Origin of the sequence: Aeromonas mytilicola subsp. aquatica (assembly GCF_044336385.1) — a bacterium.
In the GTDB taxonomy this organism is placed as follows: Bacteria; Pseudomonadota; Gammaproteobacteria; order Enterobacterales; family Aeromonadaceae; genus Aeromonas; species Aeromonas rivipollensis.
This window is the reverse complement of the sequence record NZ_CP172298.1, coordinates 1,285,819-1,309,705: the sequence shown is the minus strand read 5'-3', so window position 1 is coordinate 1,309,705 and position 23,887 is coordinate 1,285,819. Positions and strand designations below refer to the sequence as shown.

Annotated in this window: 19 protein-coding genes; 12 read left to right on the top strand and 7 right to left on the bottom strand. The window is 61.2% G+C overall.

Annotated elements, in window-relative coordinates; all coding sequences use genetic code 11:
• Positions 1-152: 152 nt before the first annotated feature.
• The 4 genes from ACFWHB_RS06215 (at position 153) to ACFWHB_RS06200 (ending at position 3,556) form a co-directional block, all read left to right on the top strand.
• On the top strand, positions 153-410 hold the full coding sequence (locus ACFWHB_RS06215; protein ID WP_005303128.1) for an HPr family phosphocarrier protein: 258 nt from the start codon (positions 153-155) through the stop codon (positions 408-410).
• A 44-nt stretch (positions 411-454) separates the two neighbouring features.
• Complete coding sequence (gene ptsI / locus ACFWHB_RS06210; RefSeq protein ID WP_395949681.1) at positions 455-2,182, top strand: phosphoenolpyruvate-protein phosphotransferase PtsI; 1,728 nt, start codon at positions 455-457, stop codon at positions 2,180-2,182.
• 43 nt (positions 2,183-2,225) lie between these two features.
• Positions 2,226-2,735, top strand: coding sequence for a PTS glucose transporter subunit IIA (crr, locus tag ACFWHB_RS06205; protein ID WP_005325875.1), 510 nt, complete (start codon positions 2,226-2,228; stop codon positions 2,733-2,735).
• A gap of 275 nt (positions 2,736-3,010) precedes the next feature.
• Positions 3,011-3,556 (top strand): cytochrome b, encoded by a 546-nt coding sequence (locus ACFWHB_RS06200; RefSeq protein WP_163157852.1) that lies wholly within the window; start codon positions 3,011-3,013, stop codon positions 3,554-3,556.
• A 69-nt stretch (positions 3,557-3,625) separates the two neighbouring features.
• Here the strand turns inward: ACFWHB_RS06200 and ACFWHB_RS06195 are convergent, their stop codons facing one another.
• From ACFWHB_RS06195 to ACFWHB_RS06185, 3 genes are all read right to left on the bottom strand, one after another.
• Positions 3,626-7,384 (bottom strand): AAA family ATPase, encoded by a 3,759-nt coding sequence (locus tag ACFWHB_RS06195; protein ID WP_395949680.1) that lies wholly within the window; start codon positions 7,382-7,384, stop codon positions 3,626-3,628.
• Positions 7,381-8,607, bottom strand: coding sequence for an exonuclease SbcCD subunit D C-terminal domain-containing protein (locus ACFWHB_RS06190; RefSeq protein WP_395949679.1), 1,227 nt, complete (start codon positions 8,605-8,607; stop codon positions 7,381-7,383). Before ACFWHB_RS06190 ends, ACFWHB_RS06195 begins: the two co-directional genes overlap by 4 nt.
• A 105-nt stretch (positions 8,608-8,712) precedes the next feature.
• The gene (locus ACFWHB_RS06185; protein WP_111910028.1) at positions 8,713-9,141 is read right to left on the bottom strand and encodes a GNAT family N-acetyltransferase; all 429 of its coding nucleotides are present in this window, start codon (positions 9,139-9,141) and stop codon (positions 8,713-8,715) included.
• A gap of 180 nt (positions 9,142-9,321) precedes the next feature.
• Here ACFWHB_RS06185 and rdgC point away from each other — a divergent pair, with 180 nt between their 5' ends.
• Complete coding sequence (gene rdgC / locus ACFWHB_RS06180) at positions 9,322-10,233, top strand: recombination-associated protein RdgC (protein ID WP_106886192.1); 912 nt, start codon at positions 9,322-9,324, stop codon at positions 10,231-10,233.
• Positions 10,234-10,317: 84 nt separating this feature from the next.
• Here the strand turns inward: rdgC and ACFWHB_RS06175 are convergent, their stop codons facing one another.
• A complete protein-coding gene (locus ACFWHB_RS06175) occupies positions 10,318-10,932 on the bottom strand; it encodes a GDSL-type esterase/lipase family protein (RefSeq protein ID WP_395949678.1) in 615 nt (204 codons plus the stop codon).
• A 115-nt stretch (positions 10,933-11,047) separates the two neighbouring features.
• Here ACFWHB_RS06175 and ggt point away from each other — a divergent pair, with 115 nt between their 5' ends.
• Entirely contained in the window at positions 11,048-12,829 is a 1,782-nt protein-coding gene (gene ggt / locus ACFWHB_RS06170; protein ID WP_395949677.1) for a gamma-glutamyltransferase, read from the top strand.
• Between the two features lie 361 nt (positions 12,830-13,190).
• Positions 13,191-14,822: a YbaL family putative K(+) efflux transporter gene (gene ybaL, locus ACFWHB_RS06165; protein WP_395949676.1), complete on the top strand. Its 1,632-nt coding sequence runs from the start codon at positions 13,191-13,193 to the stop codon at positions 14,820-14,822.
• A gap of 134 nt (positions 14,823-14,956) precedes the next feature.
• Here the strand turns inward: ybaL and ACFWHB_RS06160 are convergent, their stop codons facing one another.
• Positions 14,957-16,258: a sigma-54-dependent transcriptional regulator gene (locus ACFWHB_RS06160; protein WP_106886188.1), complete on the bottom strand. Its 1,302-nt coding sequence runs from the start codon at positions 16,256-16,258 to the stop codon at positions 14,957-14,959.
• A 369-nt stretch (positions 16,259-16,627) separates the two neighbouring features.
• Here ACFWHB_RS06160 and ACFWHB_RS06155 point away from each other — a divergent pair, with 369 nt between their 5' ends.
• The 5 genes from ACFWHB_RS06155 to ACFWHB_RS06135 all read left to right on the top strand — a co-directional run bounded on the left by ACFWHB_RS06155 (position 16,628) and on the right by ACFWHB_RS06135 (position 21,045).
• Positions 16,628-17,206: a hypothetical protein gene (locus ACFWHB_RS06155; RefSeq protein WP_234570209.1), complete on the top strand. Its 579-nt coding sequence runs from the start codon at positions 16,628-16,630 to the stop codon at positions 17,204-17,206.
• Positions 17,207-17,293: 87 nt separating this feature from the next.
• Entirely contained in the window at positions 17,294-18,391 is a 1,098-nt protein-coding gene (locus ACFWHB_RS06150) for a hypothetical protein (RefSeq protein WP_290027665.1), read from the top strand.
• 53 nt (positions 18,392-18,444) lie between these two features.
• Complete coding sequence (locus tag ACFWHB_RS06145) at positions 18,445-19,122, top strand: C39 family peptidase (RefSeq protein ID WP_395949675.1); 678 nt, start codon at positions 18,445-18,447, stop codon at positions 19,120-19,122.
• 7 nt (positions 19,123-19,129) lie between these two features.
• Positions 19,130-19,789 carry a hypothetical protein gene (locus ACFWHB_RS06140; RefSeq protein ID WP_106886186.1) on the top strand — a complete coding sequence of 220 codons (660 nt, stop codon included), beginning with the start codon at positions 19,130-19,132 and terminating at the stop codon, positions 19,787-19,789.
• A gap of 62 nt (positions 19,790-19,851) precedes the next feature.
• Complete coding sequence (locus ACFWHB_RS06135; RefSeq protein ID WP_163157837.1) at positions 19,852-21,045, top strand: transporter; 1,194 nt, start codon at positions 19,852-19,854, stop codon at positions 21,043-21,045.
• 597 nt (positions 21,046-21,642) lie between these two features.
• Here ACFWHB_RS06135 and ACFWHB_RS06130 read toward each other — a convergent pair.
• Both ACFWHB_RS06130 and puuR read right to left on the bottom strand, forming a co-directional pair.
• The gene (locus tag ACFWHB_RS06130; protein WP_395949674.1) at positions 21,643-22,920 is read right to left on the bottom strand and encodes an NAD(P)/FAD-dependent oxidoreductase; all 1,278 of its coding nucleotides are present in this window, start codon (positions 22,918-22,920) and stop codon (positions 21,643-21,645) included.
• 49 nt (positions 22,921-22,969) lie between these two features.
• The gene (puuR, locus tag ACFWHB_RS06125; RefSeq protein WP_111910023.1) at positions 22,970-23,581 is read right to left on the bottom strand and encodes an HTH-type transcriptional regulator PuuR; all 612 of its coding nucleotides are present in this window, start codon (positions 23,579-23,581) and stop codon (positions 22,970-22,972) included.
• Positions 23,582-23,887: the final 306 nt, after the last annotated feature.

Genomic DNA, 23,887 nt, shown 5'->3' with positions numbered 1-23,887 from the left:
GGACGCCGAATACTGCACAGAAAATTGACCTGGATTAAACCATTGCAGGTCTGATTTCGTTACTTTACAACATATCCATACTGACACGGTGAGACAGGAAGCCTCATTAGCGACCATCTCTCCACACAATATCAATAATATGGGGTGAAACCATGTACGAGAAGTCTGTTGTTATTACTGCTGAAAACGGCCTGCACACCCGTCCCGCAGCTCAGTTCGTGAAAGAAGCCAAAGAATTCCAAAGCGAGATCACTGTGGTCTCCGGTGGCAAATCCGCCAGCGCCAAGAGTCTGTTCAAGCTGCAGACCCTGGGCCTGACCAAAGGCACCAACGTGACCATCCAGGCCGACGGCCCGGACGCTCAGAAAGCCGTTGAGAAGCTGGTTGCCCTGATGGACGAGCTGGAGTAATCCAGCTTTATTCCTCCCCCACAGTCGTTTTAATAGGAAGGATTATGATATCTGGCATTCTTGCGTCCCCCGGTATCGCATTCGGTAAGGCGCTTCTTCTGAAAGAAGATGAAATCGTTATCAATCAGGGCAAGATTTCTGCTGACCAGATTGACGTCGAGATCAACCGCTTCCTCGAAGCCCGCACCAAGTCAGCCGCACAGCTGGAAGCCATCAAAGAGATGGCCGGTCGTACTTTCGGTGAAGAAAAAGAGGCCATCTTCGAAGGCCACATCATGCTGCTCGAAGATGAGGAGCTGGAAGGGGATATCAGATCCTTCATCAAAGACAACAAGGCGTCCGCCGACAAAGCCATCTATGAGGTGATCGAACAGTACGCCAAGATGATGGCCGAGCTGGATGACCCCTATCTGCGCGAGCGCGCCACCGACTTCCGTGACATCGGTACCCGTCTGGTGAAGAACGTGCTGGGCATCGCCGTTGTCAACCTGAGCACCATAGACGAAGAGGTTATCCTGGTCGCCAAAGACCTGACTCCGTCCGAAACCGCTCAGATCAACCTGAAATACGTGCTGGGTTTTGTTACCGACATCGGTGGCCGTACCTCTCACACCTCCATCATGGCCCGCTCCCTGGAGCTGCCGGCCATAGTGGGCACTAACGACATCACTGAGCGCGTCAACAACGGTGAAATGCTGATTCTGGATGGCATCAACAACCAGATCATCATCAACCCGACCGCCGAGCAGTTGGCTGAAGCCAAGAAATTCCAGGCCCAGTTCCAGGCCGAGAAGGACGAACTGGCCAAGCTGAAAGACCTGCCCGCCATCACGCTGGATGGTCATCAGGTCGAAGTCTGCGCCAACATAGGTACCGTCAAGGATACCGAGGGTGCCATCCGCAATGGCGCCGAAGGCGTGGGTCTGTACCGCACCGAGTTCCTGTTCATGGACCGTGATGCACTGCCGACCGAAGATGAGCAGTTCAAGGCCTACAAAGAAGTGGCAGAGGCCATGCCGGATCAGCCGATCATCGTCCGTACCATGGACATCGGCGGCGACAAAGAACTGCCCTACATGAATTTCCCGAAAGAGATGAACCCCTTCCTGGGCTGGCGTGCCGTGCGTATTTTCTTCGATCGCGAAGACATCATGCACGCCCAACTGAAGGCCATACTGCGCGCCTCTGCCTTCGGCAAGCTGCGCATCATGTTCCCGATGATCATCTCCGTCGAAGAGTTCCGCAGCCTCAAGGCAACCGTGGAACAGCTGAAGGCCGAACTGCGTGCCGACGGCAAAGCCTTTGATGAATCCATCGAAGTGGGTATCATGATCGAGACCCCGGCTGCTGCCGTGATGGCTCATCATCTGGCCAAGGAAGTGGATTTCTTCAGTATCGGTACCAATGACCTGACCCAGTACACCCTGGCTGTCGATCGTGGTAACGAGATGATTTCCGCCATGTACAACCCGCTGTCACCCTCCGTCCTGACCCTGATCAAGATGGTAATCGACGCTTCCCATGACAATGGCAAGTGGACCGGTATGTGCGGTGAACTGGCTGGTGACGAACGCGCCACCCTGCTGCTGCTGGGTATGGGTCTGGATGAGTTCTCCATGAGCGCCATCTCTGTACCGCGTATCAAGAAGCTTATCCGCAACACCAACTTCGAAGATGTGAAGGCAATGGCAGACCAGGCTCTGAGCTATGCGACCGCCGCCGAAATCGAAGCCTGTGTAGATAACTTTATTAAGCAGAAGGCAGTCTGCTAAGATCGGCTGCAAACAGCGACAATCATCTCTAGGAGCTTTTACTATGGGTCTGTTTGATAAACTGAAGAAACTGGTCTCCGATGACAGTTCTGACACCGGCGGCATCGAAATCTTCGCTCCGCTGTCTGGCGAAATCGTGCCCATCGAAGATGTGCCTGACGTTGTCTTCGCCGAGAAGATCGTCGGTGACGGCATCGCCATCAAGCCGGCTGGCAACAAGATGGTTGCTCCGTGCGACGGCACCATCGGCAAGATCTTCGAGACCAACCACGCGTTCTCTCTGGAATCCGACTCTGGTATCGAGCTGTTCGTGCACTTCGGTATCGACACCGTCGAGCTGAAAGGCGAAGGCTTCACCCGCATCGCCCAGGAAGGTCAGAAGGTCAAGCGCGGTGATACCATCATCGAGTTCGATCTGGCCGTACTGGAAGCCAAGGCGAAGTCTACCCTGACTCCGGTCGTCATCTCCAACATGGACGAGATCAAAGAGCTGATCAAGATGACTGGCGCAGTGACCGTGGGCGAGACCCCGGTTATCCGCATCAAGAAATAATGCGACGCTGGCTGGTGCCAGCTGCTGCAACAAAAAACCGAAGCCCTGGGCTTCGGTTTTTTTATGGGCAACACCTTGGGCCCGCCAGCCTCTCAGCCATCTGGGGCTAGCTGGTTCCCTGACCGGGCAAGGGCAATCCGATGCAAAAGCGCGTTCGAGATCAAGGCATTGTCCGGCCAGCCTTGTAGCATGGGTGTGGAAACCACGGGATCCCGGCGCCGTGCGTGACGGGATGGACCAGGGCGATGCAATGCGCCCTCCGGAAGGAGATGAAGATGCTGAAGAATACGGAACAACGTTATGGCAGCCTGAGCATAGGGTTGCACTGGCTGACCCTGCTGCTGATGGTGGCCGTCTATGGGCTGATGGAGTTCAGGGATATTTTCCCCAAGGGCTCGGCCGGACGCGACCTGATGAAGGAGTGCCACTTCATGGTGGGCTTGCTCATTCTGGCGCTGGTGGTGGCGCGACTGCTGGTGCGCTTTGGCAGCCCCTCACCGCGCATAGTGCCCGCCCCCTCCCCCCTGATGCTCAAGCTCGGCCACCTCGCCCATCTGGCCCTGTACGGCTTCTTGATCCTGACGCCGCTGCTGGGTTGGCTGCTGCTGAGCGCGGGTGGCAAGCCCATCCCCTTCTTCGGATTAGAACTGCCCGCCCTTATCGCGCCGGATGATGGCTTGAAGGGAACGATAAAAGAGCTGCACGAGACGCTGGCCAACATAGGCTATGCCCTTATAGCCCTGCATGCTGCGGCGGCCATCTATCACCATCATGTGCTCAAGGACAACACACTGACCAATATGTTGCCCGAGAAAAAATAGCCCGGGCGGACAACAGCAACAAAAAGGCTCCGATACCGGAGCCTTTTTGTTATGGCTGAAGCGTCACCCTCAGGGCAAGACCACCCGGCTCTCGCCACCGCCGAGGGCCTCGACCCGGATCTGCACGCCGATCCGCTCCACCAGAGTCTGAACGTGGGAGATGACCCCGATCTGGCGGCCCGCCGCCTGCAGGGAGTCCAGGCTGGAGAGCGCCAGATCCAGGCTGTCCGGATCCAGGGTGCCGAACCCCTCATCGATGAACAGCGATTCGACCTGGGTCTGGCGGGAGGAGAGGCTGGAGAGGGCCAGCGCCAGCGCCAGCGACACCAGGAAGCTCTCGCCGCCGGAGAGGGAGTCCACAGACCTCACCTCGTCCCCCATGTCCAGATCCACCACTTGCAGCGCCAGATCCGTGCCGGGCACCCGCTCCAGCCGATAGCGCGGCGACAGCTCGCCAAGCTGGGCATTGGCCTCCAACAATAGACGTTCGAGCGTGAGGCTCTGGGCGAAGGTACGCAGCTTGGCGCCGCTGGCGGAGCCGATAAGCTCGGACAGTTGCAGCCAGTGATCCGCCACCGCCTGCTGGGCGGTCAGCGCCTCCTGCAGGCTCCCCGCCTTCAGCGCCGCCGCCTCGGCCTGAGCCAGGGTGCTCTTGCACTGGAACAGCTGCTCTTCCAGCTCGCCGCAGCGGGCCTCGCAGGCCCCCAGACGCTCGGCAAGGGCATCGGCCGTGAGGGCGGCCAGCTCCCCATGATGCTCCCGATAGCGCGCCAGCTTGGCCTCCTCCTGAGCCAGCGCCCGCTGACGCTCGGTCAGCCGGGTGCGGGCCTCGGCCAGGGCATCGTCCAGACGCTGCAAGGCGCTGCGGCGAGCCCTGAGCTCCTCCGGCGTGATGGCCAACAGCCGACGCAGATCATATTCGGCGATGCCGAGGGTGCCGGCATGGGCCGCCCAGCGCCCCAACGCCTCGCGGCGACGACGGCTGCTCACCTGCCTGTCCTGCTCGAGATGGGTCAACCTGGCCTTGAGCTCGGTCTGCTTCTCCCGGGCGACCCGCAGCGCGGTCACCGCCTCCTCGAGCTGACTGGCCGCCAGTTGCAGCCGCTGCTGCCACTCCTGCTCGACCAGGGCGATGGCACGGCCTCCGAGGCAGGCTTCCCGGCTGGCAAGCAGTCCCTGACGCTGCTGCTCATGCTCCTTGTAGTCGCGCTCCAGCTTGTGCAACAGCTCGTTCTGGCTCTGCACCCGCGCCTCCTGGGCGCTCAAGGCAGGGGTCAGAGTAGCCAGTTCACCGCCCAGCTGCTCCCACTCACTTTGCCCGCGCAGATACTCCTCGCAGGTCTGCTGCCACTCCTGCCATTGCCGGCTGCCGAGCCACTGGCGCCAGGGCTCGGCCCCCATCTGTTCATCGAGGCGGGCCTCCCCCAGTGCCAGGCGCTGGCGCAATGACGCCTCCTGCTCGGCCAGCGCCTTCAGCGCGGCCTCCCACTCAATCTTCTGCCGCTCGGCCTCCTGCCACTGCTGCTCAAACTGCTGATGACGGGCGGTCAGCTCGGTCAGCTGGTTGCGCAGCCCCAGCAGTCTTTGCTGCCCCTGCTGGGCCTGCTGCAGTTTCCGCTGCCCGGCCACGAGATCCGACTCCAGAGCCTCCCCCTGCGCCAGCAGGCGAGCCAGCAGCTCGGTCCACTGCGCCGGGCTTTGCCGCAAGGGCAGCCCCTGCCCCGGCAGGGCATCCCCTCCCAGTTGCAGCCAACGCTGGACCATCTGCTCGAAGCGCGCCTCCAGCTCGGGTTGATGCTGCTGACGGGCGACCAGCTGACGCGCCAGCTCGACCCGCTCGCTCTCCCCCTGAATATTCTGATGGTTGAGCTGCTCCCACTCCAGATCCAGCTGGCGGACACGCTCGGCCAGTTGCGCCAGTATGCCGGCCACCTGGGGCTGGCTCCGGGTGTAGGGGTGCTCCTCGGCGCCACAGAGCGGGCAGGGCGTCCCGTCGCTGAGCACGTGGCGGTACTGCTCGAAGCTGGCAACGGCACGGGCCTGCTCCAGGGCATGGCGCGCCTCGCCGCGCTGGGTGGCGAGCCGCGCCAGCGCCGGAGCCAGCTCCTCATGCTGGGCCTTCAGCCGGGCAAGATGCTGCTCGAGCAGCGTCATCTCCTGCAGCAACCGCTCCTGCTGTTCGCTGTGGTTGCGGCCCGCCTGGGCCAGCTCCAGCAGTTGGCGAATCCGGGCCAGTTGCTCGGTCTGGGCCTGACGCTGCTCCTGCGCCCTGGCGACCTCGGCGTCCCACTCCTGCGCCTGCAGCTCATCGTGCAGCTGTTGCAATCGGGTGCGCTCCTGCTGCCAGTAGTCGCGCTCCTGCTGCCCCTGCTCCAGCCGGCTGGCAAGATCCTTCAGGGCATGGCCCTTGTGCTCACGGCTTTGCAGCACCCGTTGCAACAACTCCCTGTCCGCCGCCCAGTCCTGGATGGCCGCCAGCAAAGGCTGCCACTGGCGCGCCAGCGGGGCCAGGGCCTTGCGCTCCTCGAGCCAGAGAGCCCACTGCTGACGGCGCACCGTCAGGGCCTCGACCCGACTAGCCTGCTGCTGCCACTCCTGCTGCAGCGCCAGTTGCAGGGCCCGTGCCTGGGTCCCCTGCTGCCGGGTCTCCTGCAACTGCTGGCCCTTCTCCTTGAGCCGGGTATCGAGCTCCTGCGCCCGCTTGAGCTCGGGTTGCAGGGCCCCCCACTCCCGCTCGGCGGCAATCTTGTCGGCAAGCAGTTGCTGCTCGCGCAGCGCGGCCTGCTGCAACACAGGTTCAACCTGCTCCAGCTGGGGGGCAAGCTGGCCTATCTGCAGCTCCTGCTGCTGCACCTCCAGGGTGAGGCGGGCGAGTTCGTCGTGATCGGCGCGGGCCACCTGGGCCTGTTCGGCGCGGGCAAACTCTTCCCGGCCGGACGCCGCCTCGCCGTGGGCAGCCTCGGCGGCGGCCAGCGCCTCCTGCCCCTCCCGGCAGGCCTGCAACTGGGCGGCAATCCGTCCGTTGAGATCCCGCAAGTCCTGCAACAGCTGACGCTGCTGCTGTTCGTGCTTGAGGCTGGTGGAGAGGTTCAGCTGCCGGGCGACCCAGTGCTCGCGTGTCTCGTCGTCCATCAGGGCCACGTCGCCGAGCCGCTGCTGTATGGTCGCCAGCGCCTGCTGCTCGGCCCGCGCCCGCTCATGGGTCTGGATGGAGATGGCGGAGTAGAGCTCTGTGCCCGTCATCCGCTCGAGCAGGGCGGAGCGCTCATCGGCGCTCGACTTGAGGAAGGCGGCAAACTCCCCTTGCGGCAGTATCACTGCGCGGCGGAACTGCTCCCAGGAGAGGCCCACCAGCTCGTCGATGCGATCCTGCAGCTCCCGCTTGCTGCCGGAAAAGACCTGCCCCGACTCGACGTCGGTCAGGCTGCGCTCCTGGGCCTGGAAGCGCCCTTCCGAGCGATTGCGTGCCCGCCGCACCGCCCAGCGCGCCAGGTAGATGCGGCCGTCACAGCCGCGGAACTGCACCTCGGCATAGCCGCTGGCGTGGCCGCGGCTGAGGATATTTTTCACATCATTGGCGGTTAATTTTTCTTTTTCGTCTTCATCCGCTCGGCCAATTTTCTCAACATTCTTGCGATTGGCGATAAAGCGCGGCATCTCGTCATAGAGGGCGAGGCAGATGGCGTCGAGCAATGTGCTCTTGCCTGCGCCTGTATTGCCCGTGATGGCAAAGAGCCCGGCAGCCCCCAAAGTGCCACATGCGAAGTCGATGGTGAAAGCCCCGGTCAGGCTGGCCAGGTTTTCCCCTGCAAGAGACAAGATTTTCATGTGTTGGATTCCTTGACCTGCTCCAGGATCTCTTCAAACGACGCCACCAGTTCGGCCGCCGGCTCCCCCTCGAACTGCCGCCGATAGCAGAGACGGAACACCTCTGTGGGGGATAGCTCATCCAACCTGCGCCGCTCGCGGCCATCGGCCAGCCCCTCCCCCGAGCCCTGATACTGGGTGCTGATGCGGGCCAGACGCACCGGCTTGCCCGCCATGGCCGCCAGAATGCGCTCGCGGATGCGGGCCTCGGGCTTGGGCAGCAGCAGGCGCACCTCGAGGAAGGGTTGTGCCTCCTGGGGGCAATCGGGCAGGGAGAGCGCCTCTATGGCGGTGAGCGCCTCCTCGAGTGTGCTCTGGGGCAGGCGGATCATCTCCACCGCACGGGGCACAGGGATCCGCTCCAGCCCCACCAACTTGCCCCCCTCAAACGTCACTTCCAGCACCTGATGGTTGTAGTTGGCCTCGGCGAGGGAGAGCGGCAGCGGCGAGCCACTGTAGTGCACGCCCTCGGCCGGGCTCTGGGCCAGATGGAGGTGGCCAAGGGCGGTGTAGTCGGCAGTGGCGAAGATGTCGGCGGGCAGGGCATGCTGATTGCCGCCGAGCACCCGCCGCTCGGAGAGCTCGGAGAGCTGGCCCGCCGCCAGGTAGGCGTGGCCCATGGCGATCAGCGCCTGGCCGGGCTCGCAGCGCGCACGGCCTTGCGCCAGCACTTCCTGGTAGATCTGGCGAACCCCTTCGATCAGCCGATCCTGCCCCTCTTCGAGCGGCTCCACCCTCAGGTCGCTGCTGCGAAGAAAAGGCACGGCGGCGCACCAGGCGGCAACCTTGCCCTCCCTGTCTTGCAGCGGCACCAGCAGGCGATCGGTTTCGAGCTTGCCCTCCCCGTCCCGGCTGATGCTGCCCACCAGATGCAGGTCGAAGGCCCGCAGCAGCTCGTGGGGGGCGTCCAGCTTGGAGGGAGAGTCGTGGTTGCCACCGATCAGCACCATGTTGAGGCGGGGCATCTCGGCGCGCAGCCTGGCCAGGAAGCGATAGAGCTGCTGCCAGGCGCTGGCGGGAGGATTGGCGGTATCGAACAGATCCCCAGCTACCAGCAGGGCGTCGATCTGCCGCGTCTTGATGGTGTCGGTCAGCCAGTCGAGAAAGGCATCGTGTTCGAAGCGGCGCTCATGGCCATGGAGTTGATGGCCAAGGTGCCAGTCGGCTGTGTGCAGGATCTTCATGAAAAGCGGCTCGAAAGATAAGAGGGGGGGCCAGTGGTACCCGATGAGGACAAGATGAGGATACGCCCCTCTTTTTTCAAGCAAAACAGGCCGGTGACGTCAGATTCAGACGGCTTGGAAATGCATCTGGTACTGGGGATGACCGGTCAGGGGATCCGAGACCTCACCCCCTATCCTGAAACCGTGGCGGCGATAGAAGCGCACCGCCGGCTCGTTTTCCACGAAGACCCGGGTATGGAGCGCCCCCTCTTGCTGCTTGGCCTCCTGCAGCAGGGCATGACCGACCCCGCGCCCCTGGCGGTCGGGTCGCACGAAGAGGGCGGCCAGGTAGTCATCCACCAGGGCCATGAAACCGAGCAGCTCCCCGCGCTCTTCAAACACCCAGATGCGGGCGTGGTCGAGGTAGCGGGTACGCAGCTCCTCCTGAGCCTGCCACCAGCAGGAAGCGTCAACGAAATCATGAGCCTGCAAGGATGCCAGCAGCCAGATCTCGACGATCTCTTCCATGTCTTCCGGCCGGCTCGCTCTCAACATATTCGCATCCTTGTTAACAATTTGAACACTCGCAGTCTAGGGGAGTTCGATGACAAGACGGGCGGTCAAGATGAGGCCATGTGAAGTCGATCGCCCTTTATTTAGCGAGAATGATTGGCTGATCACAAAGCGCCTCTCTAGTACAATGCCCGCCGGACAATCTATGAGACCGAGGACGCCATGTGGTTTAAAAACCTGCAGATTTATCGCTTTACCCGCCCCTTTGACCTGACCGTGGATCAGCTGGAAACCCAGCTCGAGGCCTGTGCCTTCACCCCGTGCGGCAGTCAGGACATCTCCCGGTTCGGGTGGGTCAAGCCCCTCGGTAAATTCGGCTCCACCCTGACTCACAGCGCCTCTGGCCATATCCTGCTCTGCGCCCGCAAGGAAGAGAAGATGCTGCCGGGCACGGTGGTCAAGGAGATGCTGGCGGAGAAGGTCGAAGCGATCGAATTCGAGCAGGGCCGCGCCCTCAAGAAGAAGGAGAAGGAGGCGCTGAAGGAGGAGATCATGCATACCCTGCTGCCCCGCGCCTTCAGCCGCACCAGCCAGACCTTCGCCTGGATCAACCCGGCCGACAACCTGATGGTGGTGGACGCCGGCTCCGCCAAGAAGGCGGACGATCTGCTGGCGCTGCTGCGCAAGAGCATAGGTACCCTGCCCGTGGTGCCGGTGGCCCTCAAGAACCCGCCCGAAATCACCATGACCGAGTGGCTGAACGAGGGCAATCTGCCCGCCAGCTTCACCCTGGAAGACGAGGCCGAGCTGCGCAGTGCCATGGAGCACGGCGGCATCATCCGCTGCAAGCAGCAGGATCTGATGAGCGACGAGATCAAGAATCACCTGGCCAACGACAAGCTGGTGACCAAGCTGGCCCTGAACTGGGGCGAGACCCTGAGCTTCGTGCTGGGGGACGATCTCTCCATCAAGCGCCTGAAATTCAGCGAAGAGTTGCGCGAGCAGAACGACGACGTCACCAGCGAGGATCCCGCCGCCCGCCTGGATGCGGACTTTGCCCTGGTGACCGCCGAGCTGGCCCAGTTCATCCCGGCGCTGTTTGCCGCCCTGGGTGGCGAAGAGCAGTCCCTCTGAGTTGTCCCTTGCCCGTAAAAAAAACCGCCTCGGCGGTTTTTTTTGATCCCGGGCGGCCCCGCCGACGCGGCAGGAGCAGCGGCCTCATAGAGCGCCGCTGGCCTGCAAAAGCCGGTGAAGCCGCTCGGCCAGGGCGCCATATCCCTGCGCGTTGAAGTGCACGGCGTCGGACTTGAGCCCGGGAGTGCGCAGCAGCTCGCCAATGCTGTCGTTGTCCAGCACCAGTCCGTACTGCTGTGCCAGCTCCCCGTAGAGGGGCGCACCATCGGCAAACAGGGACTTGCGAGGCACGGCCACCAGCAGCACCTGGGCGCCGCTGCCCTGCACCGCCTCTATCATGGCGGCGAGATTGGCCTTGAGCGCCCCCTCCCCGCTGCCGCGCAGCATGTCATTGCCTCCCTCCAGCAAGATCACCAGGGCGGGCCTGTGCTCGGCCAGCAGCGCCGGCAAGCGGGCCCTGCCCGCCTGACTCAACTCCCCCGAGACCCCGCCATTGATGACGGGGTGTCCGCTCAGGCTCGCCAGTACGCTGGGGTAGCTCTGGGCCGGACTGACCCCGCGCCCCTCGGTCAGGCTGTCACCAAAGGCCAATATGGTCTCCCCCGGCGCCAGGGGTCTGAACCCCGGCTCGCCACAGGCGGTCAGCAGCAGACAGAGCAGCCCCGTCACGCAACGCCTCACCAGTCCCTCCTTGTGCATCCTGGGCCCCTCCTTGATATTTTTGTAACCATATGAGTATAAAGACAATCTTTCAATCGGGCTCCAACTGTGCCACATTCCGATGACTGTACAAGAAACCGACAAGGAGCCTGTCATGTCCCTCAAACCCCTCGCCCTGCTGGTGGCCTTCGGCCTGCTCACCGGCTGCGCCCCCCAGAGTGCCTTTCATTATGTCCCCCCTCCCCAGACCCTGACAGCCCCCGAGGCGGCCAGCGGTTGGACCGACAAGCCGGGCTGGCAGGGGCGCGACTTCATGGTGGCCGCGGCCAACCCGCTGGCGGTGGATGCGGGCTACCAGATCGTCAAGGCGGGAGGCAGCGCCGTCGATGCGGCCGTCGCCGTCCAGCTGGTATTGACTCTGGTGGAGCCGCAATCTTCCGGGATCGGCGGCGGCTCCCTCATGCTGGTGTGGGATGGCAAGCAGGTGGCGGCCGTGGATGGCCGGGAGACGGCACCGACGGCAGCCACGGATCAGCTGTTCATGAAGGACGGCAAGCCGATGGCGTTCTATGACGGCGTTGTGGGCGGTCGCTCGGTCGGCGCCCCCGGTACTGTGCGTGCCCTGGCGCTGGCCCACGCCCGCTATGGCAAGCTGCCCTGGGCCAGCCTGTTCGAGCCCGCCATCACCCTCGCCGAGCAGGGCTTCATCATCAGCCCTCGTCTGGCCACCTTGCTGGCAAAGGATCCCTATCTGGCCAAAGACCCCGAGGCCAGGGCCTACTTCTATCAGGCGGATGGCAGCCCCAAGGCGGCGGGCACCCGGCTCACCAACCCGGCACTGGCAGGGGTACTCAGAACGCTGGCACGGGATGGGGGCGATGCCTTCTATCGAGGGCCCATCGCCGGGGCCATGGTGGCCAAAGTCCATGCCCATCCCACCAACCCCGGGGTGCTGAGCGTCGCGGATCTGGCCAGCTACAGCGCCAGGTTGCGGGACGGCCTCTGCTTTGACTATCGCCAGAGCGAGGTGTGCGGCTTCCCGACTCCCTCCTCGGGCACCCTGGCCCTCGGCCAGATCTTCGGCATGCTGGAGAGCCGCGACATGGCGGCCCTCAGGCCGGTGCAAGGGGCGGACGGCAGGCTGGCCGCCTCAAGCGAGGCGATCCACCTTTACAGCGAGGCGGCGCGGCTCGCCTTCGCCGACCGCAACCAGTACGTGGCGGACGGCGACGTTGTCGAGGTGCCGGTGCGCGGCATGCTGGACAAGGGCTACCTCGCCGAGCGGGGTCGGCTCATCGGCGCCAAGTCCATGGGCGTCGCCCAACCGGGCACGCCGCCACTGGCGCTGACCCGTGGTCAGGATGCCACCCCTGAGCTACCCTCCACCAGCCACGTCTCCATAGTGGATGGGGACGGCATGGCGGTCTCCATGACCAGCTCCATCGAGGATGGCTTCGGCTCCCGGCTGATGGTCAACGGCTACCTGCTCAACAACCAGCTCACGGATTTTTCCTTCACCTCGGTGGATGCCGCCGGTCTGCCGGTGGCCAACCGGGTGGAGCCTGGCAAGCGCCCGCGCTCCTCCATGTCGCCCCTGCTGGTGTTCGACAAGCAGAGCAAGCAGCTGGAGATGAGCCTGGGCTCCCCCGGTGGCTCGGCCATCATCAACTACGTGGGCAAGGCGCTGCTCGGCACCCAGGACTGGGGAATGAACCTGCAGCAGGCCATCGACCTGCCCAACTTCGGCAGCCGCAACGGCCCCACCGAGCTGGAGCAGGGACGCACGCCCGAGTCCGTTATCCAGGGGCTCAAGGCCAGGGGGCACGAAATAGTGCTCAGCGAGCAGACCTCGGGCTTGCAGGGGGTGCAACGCAATGCCGGTGGCTGGTTTGGCGCCGCAGACCCGAGGCGGGAGGGGGTTGCCAGGGGCGAGTGATCCCCTGGCGCATATCAACGGAGGCGGCCCGAAGGCCGCCTCAATCATCTGGGCTCCCCCGCGAGCCAAAACCCATCAAGGATTGATTACTCCTGCCAATATTTACCGGGAAAGACTTTTTAACCACTCACAAAACAATGGTTTATATATGTTTAATGTCAAATTAGATCTGAAACTTGGATAAGTGTTGCTCGAGCAGTAAAATTACATTATTTTTCAATGGAAACGGCATCTGTTGCCCCCAAGATATTGTGCTTGATGCGGCCAACTTCTGTCTCTTTCGCCCCCTGCTCATTGACAGCTGCCCTCTTCGCCTCCGGGTGATCTGGTAGCCCCTGACTGCCATTAGCGAGGTGACGACATGGACCACTCACTCCCCCTTATCACAACCCTGGTTGGCGGCTTCGTGCTCGCCTATCTCTTTGGCATGCTGGCTCAACGCCTGCGCATCTCCCCCATGGTGGGTTATCTGGCGGCCGGGGTCGTGTGCGGCCCATTCACCCCCGGCTATGTGGCCGATTTGAGACTCGCCCCCGAATTGGCGGAGATCGGCGTCATTCTGTTGATGTTTGGCGTCGGCCTGCACTTCTCCCTGAAGGATCTGCTCTCGGTCAAACACATCGCCATCCCGGGCGCCATAGTGCAGATCACCCTGGCGACCCTGCTCGGGCTCGGTCTCTCCCAGTTGCTCGGCTGGAGCATCACCGCCGGCCTGGTGTTCGGGCTGGCACTCTCCACCGCCAGCACAGTGGTGCTGCTGCGGGCGCTGGAGAGCCGGGGGCAGCTGGATACCAAGGAGGGGCGCATCGCCATCGGCTGGCTCATCGTCGAGGATCTGGTGATGGTGCTGGCCCTGGTGCTGCTCCCCATACTGGCGAACCTGCAGACCGGAGGCGAGACCCTGACCCTGGCCCATGTGCTCCGGGATCTGGGCTTCACCCTGGCCAAGGTGGCCGCCTTCATCGCACTGATGACCATAGGGGGCCGCCGCCTCATCCCCTGGATGTTGGCCCGCACCGCCGCCACCGGCTCCCGCGAACTCTTTACCCTGGCCGTGCTCTCCTGCTCCCTGGGGATCGCCTTCGGGGCGGTCAAGCTGTTCGGGGTCTCCTTCGCCCTCGGCGCCTTCTTCGCCGGGGTGGTGATGAACAGCTCCCACCTCAGCCACAAGGCCGCCAACGATACCCTGCCACTGCAGGATGCCTTCGCCGTGCTCTTCTTCGTCTCTGTGGGCATGCTGTTTGACCCCACCATCTTGCTGCGCGAACCGCTGGCAGTGCTGGCAACCATCTTTGTCATCGTCATCGGCAAATCGGTGGCGGCCTTCGCCATAGTGCGCCTGTTTGGCCACAGCGTGCGCACGGCACTGACCATCTCGGCCAGCCTGGCCCAGGTGGGGGAGTTCTCCTTCATCCTGATGGGGCTGGGTGCCATGCTCGGTCTGGTACCCGATGTGGCACGCGATCTGGTGCTGGTGGGCGCCTGCTTCTCCATCATGCTCAATCCGCTGGTGTTCAACCAGGTCGAGCGCTGGCTAAGAAGCAAGCCTGAGCCCCGGGTCGAGCCCGGTACTTCCCTCTGTCCCCTGCAGGGTCATGTGGTGGTGGTCGGGGCCGACGCCATCGGCAGCCATTTGATTCGGCAGTTGCATGAACAAGGAAGGGAGATGGTGGTGATAGATCCGGATGAGCAGTTGCTGGAACCCTGGCGCGCTCAGGGGATCCGCTGTCTCACAGGCCACCCCATCCAGAACGACCTGCTCTCGGTGGCGCTCCCCGATGCCAGCTGGTTGCTCATCACCCTGGATGACAGCCTGCTGGCCGGAGAAATTGCCGCGAGAGCCCGTGAGCAGGGAGACCTGCTGCGCATTGCCGCCTGTGGTCACCAGGCGGAAGAGGTGCATCACCTGCTGATCCGCGGTGCCCATCAGGTGGTCCAAAGTGAAGAGGAAGCGGCGCGCCGTCTGTGCCAACTGGCAACGCACGCCCCCTGACGGCGACATCCCCCCTAGCGCATCCGCCGCCAAATCGGTTTGCGCACATTTGCACCAATAAAAACCCGGGCCTGTTGCCCGGGCTTGGCACTGAACGGCAGGGGCAAAGGCCGCCATGCACGCAATGACGGAAACTACAGCAGATCGTGCTTGTCCAGCAGCCGGTAGAGGGTGGCGCGCGAGATGTCCAGGGTGCGCGCCACCTCCTCCAGCTGGTCAGGGAAACGGGCCAGCGTCCGTTGCAGCGCCTGGCGCTCTGCCGCCTCACGCACGGCCTTGAGCGAGCCATCGAGCAACAGGGAGTCCATGTTGGTCAGCTCCATGTCATCGGCCTCGATGAAGGGGCCAGAACTCATGACGGCTGCCCGCTGTACCCGGTTGCGCAGCTCCCTGACATTGCCAGGCCAACCATAGGACTGCATGGCCTGACGCGCCTTGTGGGTAAAACTCAGCATCCTCCCTCCCCGCACTTCTGCCAGGATATCGTCGGCAAGCAGCTGGATGTCCTCCGCCCGTTCGCACAAGGCAGGGGTGCGCAGCCGCACCACGTTGAGCCGATAGTAGAGGTCCATGCGAAATCCACCGCTGGCCACCGCCTGCTCCACATCGATATTGGTGGCGGCGATGACCCTTACGTCCACATTCCGTGTCAGATGACTGCCCACGGCCTCTATGCTCTGCTCCTGCAAGAAGCGCAGCAGGGTCGCCTGATCCTCCAGTGGCAACTCCCCGATCTCGTCGAGGAACAGGGTGCCGCCATCGGCCGCTTCAATCTTGCCTATCTTGCGGCTCTGGGCACCGGTGAAGGCGCCCTTGACGTGGCCGAACAGCTCGGACTGGATCAGCTGATGGGGCATGGCGCCGCAGTTGACGGCCACAAAGGGACTGTCTTCGCCGAAGGTGCTGTAGTGCAACTCACGAGCCACCAGCTCCTTGCCGGTTCCGCTGGGCCCGGTCACCAGCACGGGCAGGCGACAATGTTGCAGCCGCATGATCTGCTCGCGCAACTGGCGAATGGCGCTGCTCTCACCCTGGATGAAGCGCAGCTGAGCCGGCATCTTGGGGCGATGGCGCCGGATGAGCTGCGCCATTCCCAACGCATGACCCAGGCTGTGGGAAAGTCTTTCCTGATCGAGCGGGAAGGTGTGGAAATCATGGAAACAGGCTGCAAGCAGGTTGCGCAGGGCCTCGCTGGCCAGGCAATCACGCTCGATCAGGCCAATCCACAGGCTGCTGGAGTGTTGGCCAATCAGGGAATACAAGGCGTCATGCTGATCCGGCTTGATGGCCACCAGCACCAGGGGATAAGTCTTTTCCTGCAATTTCTGTTCTGCCACCGCCAGGGAACTTGCCTGCTCCACTTGCCATTCGCTTTTTATCAGCAGGCTTTCCAGCACGGCACATGAGTTGATAAGTAACAATGCCGTTTCTGTCATAGGGAAAACTCCTTGTTATAGCCTCTGCATGAGAGAGTCTGACCATTGCTCTTTGAGGCTCACTCTTTCATCTGGGAAGAGCATGACGATCATCAAATGACGCCAACTCAAGGTAACCAGACGATGATAACTATAAACCATCCCGCATTTAGACTGATGACACCACAATAATGAGACAGCAAAATTAACGGTGAGAAACAATAAAGTCATTGATAAACAATATGTTGATGAATCATATAAAAGTTCATTATCAAAACTGAGACTTAAACACAAATAGCTCAAATACAAAAACAATATATATCAATAAGTTACTAACTGGCACATTCATTGCTCTCTCTAATAAGCCCTCCTGGCATATGGAGACAGAGCATGAAAACATATATTGCACTGGCAATTATTTCCCTTTCCGCATTCGCACAACAGTCACAAGCAGAGAATCGTGTTGATCTCGGCTCGCAAGCGCTCAGCAATATTCGTGGCGCCATGGGTGTCAATATGGTTGCCGGTAATAACAACCAGCAGGGCAACCTCGCCGCCATAGCGCTATCAGGGCCGGCCATCGTTCAATTTAGCCAGCAGAATCAATCCACTACCAATCTCAATGGCAACCAGAGCGTGGCCATTCTGGGCTCGGCGCTCAGCCAGAGTCAGGGGCTGGTCGGGATCAATCAGGGCGCAGGTGAAGCCAACCAGCAGCTCAATGCCTTCGCCTTGTCGCTGGATGACAGCGGCATCGGCGTGGTGACCGACATCAACCTCAGCACCAGTGTTGCAAAGACACCTTCAGGCAAGGTGCCCCCCAACACAACCACCAGTATCTATCTGGATGACAACGCCCTGACGGGCAGTAAAGGCGTCATCCAGGTGAACCAGGTCACAGGACAGGGAAACCAGGCAGTCAACATGGTCTCCCTGCCTCTGGCTGGCGCAGTAACGACATCCCCATGATGTCGCAGGGATCGGAAGCCGAGTCCGGGGGCGTAGGTTCAGCCGATGGGCAAATCTTCCACAGAAAGTTCAATGGAGAGACTCATTATGCGTGGACTTATTTATAGCTCATTAGCCGCTGCGGTTGTCATGGCCATGTCGGGCACCGCCTCCGCCGATTACCGCGGTGACAGGGATGAGACAGGGGCAACCTTGACCAAGAAGGTCAAGGCAGAGGTCGATGTAGAGTACGAAGGCACTGTCCGTGTCGGCGGCTACATCAATGTCAACAAACTCGGCATGGCGGTGGTGGACAACCAACAATCCAGCTCCATGATCGGCACTGGTAATTCAAGAACAGAAAACACGAGCAAGATTGACGGCTCGTTCAAGGGTGCATCCGGTAACGTCGGCGCCAACGTAGCAGCCGGTGACTCCAACGTACAAGGCAACAGCGCTTCCCTGGCAGCCTATGACGAAGTCGATGCCGAGTTCATCATGGGCCGCGGCCAACAACAAGGCATGCCTGGTGGATCTTCGGATGCCGAGATCTTCTCCACCCAAAGTGCCAGCCAAAACTGGACTACCAACCACGGTCATCAGAACAAGGCCGGGATCGGCGATGGGGCATTCAAGGATGCCGCGGGCAACATAGGTGCCAACGTGACGTCTGGCTCGGGTAATGTTCAGGCCAACAACATGGCGGCCTCGGTGTCCACCGGCAACATGGCCGTAGCCACAGTGGCAAACAGCCAGAGCGTGTCCAAGAACATGACCGAGAACAAGAGCCTGAGCGCCACCAGAACCGTGGACTACAACCCCATCTTCCTCAAACTCAAAGCCGAGGGTGAGTACGAAGGGACGAGCAAGCAGACCAACAACGTCTATCCGGAAATCTGGAAAGATGGTGATCATCCCAATGGCGGCAGTCTCTGGGGCCACATCGACTATGACAATCAGGACGATGATGGCAGCAAGGACTCCAAGTTCAAGTTCGAGGAAGAGGGTGATATCAAGCTCAGTGGCTATGCAACTGGCTTCATTCCCGTGGTCAATACCTACACCAGCCGCGAAACCTTCAACCGGGCAACCATCGATGGCGGCGCCTTCAACGGAGCCGTGGGCAACATCGGGGTGAACGTGTCGTCAGGCACCAACAACCTGCAAGCGAACAACCTCTCGCTGGCCGCAGGTTTTGCCAAGTAATGCACTTCAGAGGGGGCCTTTGCGCCCCCTTTTTTCAGGACATGGAGGTCTCAATGCGCTGGCTACTGCTGTTGTTATTCTGCCCTGCTGCCTGGTCGGCCAATATGCCATTGGGAGAACATCTCCCGGCACTGGGGGATCTCAACAAACCGGTACAGAGCATTCTGGAGCGCCGTTATGCCAATATCGAGCGCCAACATACTGATTTCAGCTGTGGGGCTGCCGCCGTCGCAACCATACTGCGCTACTCCTACGGCCATGTAACCAATGAACGCTGGGTGATGGATGGCATGCTGGCCATGGCAGACCCGGCACAGGTCAAACACTATGGCTTCTCCATGCTCGACATGAAGCAATATTTGCAAATGCTCGGCATGCGCGTCAGAGGGTATCGCCTGGGAGATGAAAAATTGCGGCAGGTGAGAGTACCCACCATAGTGCTGCTCAATATTCGCGGCTATCAGCACTTTGCCGTGCTGCGTGCCATCGATCGCCACGACCGTGTCTATCTGGCAGATCCGGCCCTCGGAAATCGTGTCATTACGTTCCAGGAGTTCAAGGAAAGCTGGAACGGCATATTGCTCGCCGTTATTGGTGCCGGTTATCGCCCGGATGCGCCTCTGGCCAATCCTTCTCCTCCACTCTCTGCCAGAGGAAAAGATGGGCTGTTCGCCCCCGTCAATGAATCATCCTTGCTGGAATTTGGTTTTCAGCACAAAGAGCTAATGTGAGGTCATCATGAATACCCGACCCGCTATATGCCTCATCTGCAGTCTGGGTGGCTTTGCCTGCCCACTGCTGGCCGATTCGGATCCTCTGGCACTGCTGTCAGACCATTTTGCTCCTGAACTGGCCGATGGAGAGCTGGCCCATTTACGCGGTCGCTATGTCAGTACCCACGGGATCAGCTATTTCGGCATCGAGTTCATTTCAACCCTGACGACTGCTCAGGCCCAGCAAACCGCCGCCATGAACCTGGCCCTGAGCGTGGTGCAAAATAAACCCAAACTGGATGTACGCATCAAGGATGAGGTCAAGACAGTAACAACGACGCCTCCGAGTGCTCCCGTACAAGGCGCGGGCCTGGTGCAGGTCGTGCAGTTGGAGGGGAGCGGCAACAGCTCGGTGAACCAGGCGGGTATTACACTGACGGCCCCCGAAATGACGGGGCAGATCGTCTCCGCGGGCAACTACGAGCATCAGGGGAACCTTGGTACTGCCAGTTACCGCGTTTCAGGCAATTATGCCGGGCTGCAACTAAACTCGTCCGATGGACGAGTCCGATTGGAACAGAGTTTGAGAGGAACCGATTTCAGTCGGGGTCTGCTGCAACTCAATAGAGTCAGGGGTGACGGTTTGCAGACGCTCAATCAGACCAGGATCTGGCTTTCTCGCTGAGAACAGATGAATCCCATGGACTGAACTATAAAAAGGATAATAAACAACAAGGACGTATCTCGATGAAACAGTCTACCGTGCTGTTGATTGCACTGACCCCTTTCGCCTGCTGGGGCGCGACCGCAGAGGAAGAGGCCCTACAACAACAGCTTGATCAGCTGCGTCAGCAATTGATCCAGCAAAATCAGGCACTCCATCAGTTACAGGCCCGCCTGGAGGCCGTCAAGGCCACCGGTGCGACCGCGGTCGCCGCAGAAGGGGCTGCCGCCGCGGCTCCCTCCCAACCTGACCCGGCTCGCCGGGCCCCCGAAGTCGGTCGCAGTACCGAAGACCTGATGATCGAGCAGCACAACGTATTCGATCGTGCGTTGACCCTCGATTTTGGCCTCTCTTATCAGCACTACAATCGCAAGGATCTCGCCCTGCGCGGTTTTCTTGCCCTGGACGCCATCTTCCTGGGTGAAATCAATCTCGACAGAGTCCGCTCCGATCAATGGACGGCAGATCTGGTGACCCGTTACACCCTCAATGATCGCTGGCAGCTGGAACTGGCCGTGCCCTATATGTACCGCAACACCAACTACCAGAGCACCGGCAAGGAGAACTCCAGCCGTGAGTTTGAGGAGCAGACCGTCAGCGATGGCGGGCTCGGCGATCTCAGCCTCGCCATCTACTACAGAGTCCTGGCCGAGGATGAAGATTGGCCGGATCTGGTCTGGAACCTGCGGGCCAAGGCGCCGACCGGCAAGGATCCCTACGGGATAGAGATCATGACCTCGGAGTCCGGCAACCTGATGGTCCCCAAGGACCTCGCCACCGGCAACGGGCTCTGGCAGTTGTCCACTGGCTTCTCCCTGGTCAAGACCATGGACCCCGCCATACTGTTCGCCAACCTCAACTATGGTCACAGCCTCAAGCAAGACTTTGACGATGTCTCCTACCAGCCTGGCGATCAGCCAGGCAGCATCCAGCTCGGTGACTGGTATGAATATGGATTGGGGGTCGCGTTTGCACTGAACGAGCGCTTCAGCCTCTCCTTCAACATCAACCAGCGCATCACCCTCGAATCCAGCCAGGGAGCCGAAGGCTTTGACATGGAGAAGGTCACCGGCTCCGATGCCAACGCCGCCAGCTTCGGCATGGGGTCAACCTGGGCCATCACTGACAAGCTCTCCATGGCGGTCAACTGGTCAGCAGGGCTCACCACGGATGCGCCCGACTACAGCATAGGGCTGCGCTTCCCCTACAGATTCTGAGACCGGCGAGTCGATGCAGCCTGAGCTGGCAGATAATGGCGCCACACCATTGAAGCTGATCCAGGTTGTTCACCCAGAACAGAGGGAGGCATGATGCCTCCCTCTGTCGTTTCATCTGCCTTCTGGCTGCCAGAGAGCAGCCGCGTCTCCGTGAAAGGAGTGCCTAGGGTGCCCTCGTACTCAACTCACCTCCGCCTAAAAAGGGAGTGGTTTCCCCCTATTCGACCGCCGTATCACCAGAAGCGCACATCCTTCACCATTCGGCAGTCATGACGTCATAGTGCGATCATCGTTTATGAGCGCCCCCAGTTTTTCTTGCAGGGTAAGCGGCCCCTCTGCGGTACAGGGGATGACTTGCCACTCCCCCTTTTGCGACAACCGAATCACCAGAAGCTTATGTCCTTCACCACTCGGCAGTCATGACGCTATAACGCGGGCGCCGTTATGGGATCCCCCAGTTTGCCCAGCAGGGTAGGCAGCCTCCTGCGGTGCAGGAAATGGCGTGCCCCCCCCTTATGCGACAACCGTATCACCAGAAGCTCATGCCCTTCACCGTTCGGCCGTCATGACGCCATAGCGCTATGCCCTTTATGGGCGTCACACCCCCAGCCTGTCTCGCAGGGTATACCAGGCGGCCCCCGCGGCGGTGAAGGGGATGCGGAACAGCCGTCCACCCGGGAAGGGGTAGTGCGGCAGTTTGGCGAAGGCGTCGAAGCGCTCCGCCTGACCACTCAACACCTCAGAGAGCAGCTTGCCCGCCAGATGGGTACAGGTCACGCCGTGGCCGCTGTAACCCTGCATGTAATAGATGTTGTGACCGATACGGCCAAACTGCGGCAGGCGCGACAGGGTCAAGAGGAAGTTGCCGGTCCAGGTGTACTCCACCTTGACGTCCGCCAGCTGGGGGAAGGTCTTCTGCATCTTGGGGATGATCAGCCGCTCTATGTCTGCCGGATCCCGCGCCCCATAGACAACGCCGCCGCCATAGATCAGCCGGTGATCACCTGTGGTTCTGTAGTAGTCGAGCAGGTAGTTGCAATCTTCCAGGCAGTAGTTCTGCGGCAGCAGGGCGCGGGCCCGCTCCTCCCCCAGCACCTCGGTGGCGATGACTTGCGTGCCGCACGGCATACTCTTGCTCGCCAGCTCAGGCACCAGGTTGCCGAGATAGGCGTTGCCAGCTACCACCACGAAGCGCGCCTTCACCGCCCCCTTGGCCGTCTTCACCAGGGCAATCTGGCCCGGAGTGATGCTGGTGACGGCGGATTGCTCGAAGATGCGACCACCCAGGGTGCGGATGGCTTCCGCCTCCCCCAGCGCCAGGTTGAGGGGGTGGATATGGCCGCCGCGCTTGTCCAGCAGGGCGCCGATGTAGCGATCGCTTGCCACCACCTCGCGCACCCCTTCGGCATCGAGCAGCTCCAGCTGATCGTTGCCCCACTTCTGCCAGCGGGCATGCTGTGCCTTGAGTTCGTGGAGCTGCTTCTGGGTCTCGGCGGCAAAGACCCCCCCCTGCTGCAGATCGCACTGGATGTTGTAGTGCTGGATCCGCTCGCGGATGATGTCTCCCCCCTCAAACAACATGGAGCCGAGCAGCCTGGCCTGATCCGGCGGGCAGTTCGCTTCTATGGTGTCGATGTCACGGCTGTAGGAGTTGACTATCTGGCCGCCGTTGCGGCCGCTGGCGCCAAACCCCACCCTGGCCGCCTCCAGCACCACCACCTTGTAGCCCTTCTCCACCAGGTGCAGGGCGCTGGAGAGGCCGGTATACCCGGCCCCTATGACACAGACGTCGCACTCAAGCTGCTCGGTGAGCATCGGGTAGGGGGCGTGCTGGTTGGCACTGGCTGCGTAGTAACTCTTTACATGTTCGGTCATGATCCCTGCTTCCTTACCGGTTCGTTTCCAATATTCGCGCTGTTCAATGTCAAAAGCTGGCGGGGGTGTGGGCGCTGACGATGCGGCAGACCTGCCCAGACGGATTGCTGAAGCTGTGGGGCTCGCCGGTGTCGATCACATAGCTGTCCCCGGCGCAGAGCTGATAGGTCTGCCCGGCCAGACTCAGCACGACAGAGCCTTCCAGCACTGTGCCCACCTCCTCCCCCAGATGCTTGACCTGCCCCCCGGTATCCGTGCCTGGGGCATAGGTCTCCAGCATGAAGCCGAGCTGGCGACGATTGTTGCCGTTGTGCACCAGCTTCATGGAGACCCCCTGGCTGCCCAGCTCGATGAGCTGTTCGGCCTTGATCACCACGCTCGGCGCCCGCGCCTCCTCCTCGGCGAAGAAGCGGGAGAGCGGCAGCTCGTAGACGCTGAGCAGCTTCTGCAACGAGGCGACCGAGGGGCTCACCTTGTTCTGCTCTATCATGCAGATGGCGCCGTGAGTCAGGCCGCTCAGCTCGGCGGCCCGGCGCTGGGAGAGCCCGAGGCGACGGCGAAGGAGGGCGAGCCGCTCCCCCATGGTTTTATCCATCCCTTTGTCAGACAAGGGGTTATCCGTCATGGTCTGCCACTGGACCTCACCTTGTGGTTGCTGCATCCCCACCTCCTTGTATGGCCATTCGAATACCTTGTGGCGGCTGGTTAAAATAATGCGTCAATCCCGGCACCCTGTTCGCTATCCTGCACAGCCGAGAGCGTTCATTATTTTGCACACCTCACCGAATGAGAAACGCTAGAATCGTCCTGAGAGCCCCATTTCTAGCATGCGCCGCACCATTCACTCAAATATATTTAACACTTGAAAAACATTTCGGCTCACTTTATGGTCGTTACGTGCTTATTATTCTATACGGTGGCACCACGGGATGAGTTGGCCACCCAGACCCACAATCGAGGCTTCCTA

Coding starts and splice junctions, on each gene's coding strand:
- ACFWHB_RS06195 (WP_395949680.1), bottom strand. CDS start 7,384: ATGAAAATCTTGTCTCTTGCAGGGGAAAACCTGGCCAGCCTGACCGGG.
- puuR (WP_111910023.1), bottom strand. CDS start 23,581: ATGCAGCAACCACAAGGTGAGGTCCAGTGGCAGACCATGACGGATAAC.
- ACFWHB_RS06175 (WP_395949678.1), bottom strand. CDS start 10,932: ATGCACAAGGAGGGACTGGTGAGGCGTTGCGTGACGGGGCTGCTCTGT.
- crr (WP_005325875.1), top strand. CDS start 2,226: ATGGGTCTGTTTGATAAACTGAAGAAACTGGTCTCCGATGACAGTTCT.
- ACFWHB_RS06130 (WP_395949674.1), bottom strand. CDS start 22,920: ATGACCGAACATGTAAAGAGTTACTACGCAGCCAGTGCCAACCAGCAC.
- ACFWHB_RS06215 (WP_005303128.1), top strand. CDS start 153: ATGTACGAGAAGTCTGTTGTTATTACTGCTGAAAACGGCCTGCACACC.
- rdgC (WP_106886192.1), top strand. CDS start 9,322: ATGTGGTTTAAAAACCTGCAGATTTATCGCTTTACCCGCCCCTTTGAC.
- ptsI (WP_395949681.1), top strand. CDS start 455: ATGATATCTGGCATTCTTGCGTCCCCCGGTATCGCATTCGGTAAGGCG.
- ACFWHB_RS06200 (WP_163157852.1), top strand. CDS start 3,011: ATGCTGAAGAATACGGAACAACGTTATGGCAGCCTGAGCATAGGGTTG.
- ACFWHB_RS06150 (WP_290027665.1), top strand. CDS start 17,294: ATGCGTGGACTTATTTATAGCTCATTAGCCGCTGCGGTTGTCATGGCC.
- ACFWHB_RS06140 (WP_106886186.1), top strand. CDS start 19,130: ATGAATACCCGACCCGCTATATGCCTCATCTGCAGTCTGGGTGGCTTT.
- ACFWHB_RS06160 (WP_106886188.1), bottom strand. CDS start 16,258: ATGACAGAAACGGCATTGTTACTTATCAACTCATGTGCCGTGCTGGAA.
- ACFWHB_RS06190 (WP_395949679.1), bottom strand. CDS start 8,607: ATGAAGATCCTGCACACAGCCGACTGGCACCTTGGCCATCAACTCCAT.
- ACFWHB_RS06185 (WP_111910028.1), bottom strand. CDS start 9,141: ATGTTGAGAGCGAGCCGGCCGGAAGACATGGAAGAGATCGTCGAGATC.
- ACFWHB_RS06135 (WP_163157837.1), top strand. CDS start 19,852: ATGAAACAGTCTACCGTGCTGTTGATTGCACTGACCCCTTTCGCCTGC.
- ybaL (WP_395949676.1), top strand. CDS start 13,191: ATGGACCACTCACTCCCCCTTATCACAACCCTGGTTGGCGGCTTCGTG.
- ACFWHB_RS06145 (WP_395949675.1), top strand. CDS start 18,445: ATGCGCTGGCTACTGCTGTTGTTATTCTGCCCTGCTGCCTGGTCGGCC.
- ACFWHB_RS06155 (WP_234570209.1), top strand. CDS start 16,628: ATGAAAACATATATTGCACTGGCAATTATTTCCCTTTCCGCATTCGCA.
- ggt (WP_395949677.1), top strand. CDS start 11,048: ATGTCCCTCAAACCCCTCGCCCTGCTGGTGGCCTTCGGCCTGCTCACC.